A 2,020-nucleotide genomic window follows, 5' to 3' on the forward strand; every position below is an offset into this window, starting at 1 on the left:
CCCTTAGTGCCAGGGTGGTTGTGAACGTTAATCCGTAGGAGGTTTTGTTCATGACCGATCCACAGTTACCTGAGTTGGTGCCGTCAGCGTTGACGTCACCACCGGCCGTTGAAACCCCGGTGATTGTCCGCAGGGGCAAGACTAAAACGTCACGCGAGGAAGTTGAGGAGATCCTAGCAATGCCACCACGTGTGCTGGCGGCGGGGCAAGTACTCGATGAAGACACGTTGGCCTCACTTCAAGCGGTAGCAGTCGTGTTCTCCCCATACCGCACTACCGGCTCTGGCAGGTGGTTTCATCCAGCACAGCAGCGACAAATGATCACGATTTATCACCGGTTGCCGTACGGCACGAAAGGCCCGTGGTGCACCCGACAGGCAATCCAGTATTGCGATATCAAGCGTTGGGCCCGCGCATTACAGTTATCAAAGTCCACCGCTGATGGTTTAGACGGTATTCAACGAGCCAAACGCAGCGTTGATGAAGCGTATCGGGGAAGGTATTCACCTGACTACATCCGTGAGATGGTCATTGAATATCAGCTGGTGCCGTATGGCCAGAAAGAAGCGTGGTTAATTGAACATGGACTTGCTGACCACACCATGCGACGCTGGACAGCAATGGTTGCCGATGGTGATCTCACCACACGTACTACACCAAGGAGGATTGGAACATTGACGATGGATGAGTGCGTTGAAATCCAGCAGTTACGCAAGGAAGTCTCCGCGTTGATGCAGCAAAAGCGCAAGCTCGAACTCGATGCGAAGCGTCGGGAGGAAGCTATGCAGCGTGCCCTGGATAAAGCAACAGAAAGAGCAGAGCGGGCTGAACTAGCCACTGATGTGTTGGGAAAAGCTTTAGCGACCATGCCAGGGCAACATGGCGTGGACTCAAACGTGGCGGAAGGGTCCTCACTCAAGACCAACAACGCCTCTACAACCAAGGACAACACGCAGAAGAAACACTGATTGACCAGTTAGTTGACTGTGGCTATTCGAAAACTTACGCAATGCGCATCATCGGGGTCTCACGCAGTCGCGTGTTCTATCAAACGAAGCCACGTCCACGTGTTGCCGATCCAACTGCCTACGACAAACGCCGGATCAGCCGACTGGCGGATAGCACTATCGAACGCATCTTGGAATTGTTAGACGCCAATCCACATTCCGGGATAGACCAGGTGTTTTACGCTGCGTTGAACAACGGGATTTACCTGGCAAGCCTGCGCAGTTTCTACCGGGTTGCCAAAAAACATGGACGATTGCTGTACCAACGACACAACACCAAAACAAGGCAAGCTCAACGCAAACGAAACGCCTCCCCGCCACATGTACGCGCCACAGCACCTGGCCAGGTGCTGTGCTGGGACATTACTTTCTTGCCTGGCCAATACGTCGGACAAAACTTCGCATGCCACATGGTCATTGACCTGTACTCCCGCGCAATCGTTGGCTGTGTCGTAGCAGAACACGAAAACAGCCACGTAGCCGCAGCAATGTTTGACGACATCCTGACTCGTCTTCCCCACGTGAAAACCGTGCATTCGGATAACGGCAGCGCGATGACAAGCAAACGCCTCGGCAAACTCTTCGCCAAACACGGTGTGGCCCGCTCATTTAACCGGCCTCACACCAGCAACGACAATCCGCATACCGAGTCGGTATTCCACACCATGAAAGGCAGGACCTACTACCCGAAAACGTTTGCCACACTCGGCCACGCCAAAAACTGGCTCAACGAATGGGTGCCGGTCTATAACGCCACTGCCCACAGTGGAATCAACTACTACCCGCCACAAGCAATCCTCGACGGCACCTGGATCAAGCTGCAACGCCAACGCGAGGAGGGCATGCAAAACGCGCTACGCGAAGGCATCATCACACAACTACCGAACACCGCAGCTGGCACAGGTCTTCCAGCAGAAGTCAGCATCATCCGCACCACCACCCACACCGCCCCAACCCCACAACCCATCACGATCTAACACCCAAACACGTTCACAACCACTTGACACAAAGCG

At 54.3% G+C, this 2,020-nt stretch carries 2 protein-coding genes; both read left to right on the forward strand.

Annotation, left to right across the window (positions count from 1 at the left end; translation table 11 throughout):
- Positions 1-50: 50 nt before the first annotated feature.
- Positions 51-968: a hypothetical protein gene (locus BJP08_RS08000; RefSeq protein ID WP_071569108.1), complete on the forward strand. Its 918-nt coding sequence runs from the start codon at positions 51-53 to the stop codon at positions 966-968.
- A 41-nt stretch (positions 969-1,009) separates the two neighbouring features.
- Complete coding sequence (locus BJP08_RS11650) at positions 1,010-1,984, forward strand: IS3 family transposase (protein ID WP_071569109.1); 975 nt, start codon at positions 1,010-1,012, stop codon at positions 1,982-1,984.
- Positions 1,985-2,020: the final 36 nt, after the last annotated feature.

The organism is Corynebacterium sp. NML140438, assembly GCF_001875725.1.
Classification (GTDB): domain Bacteria; phylum Actinomycetota; class Actinomycetes; order Mycobacteriales; family Mycobacteriaceae; genus Corynebacterium.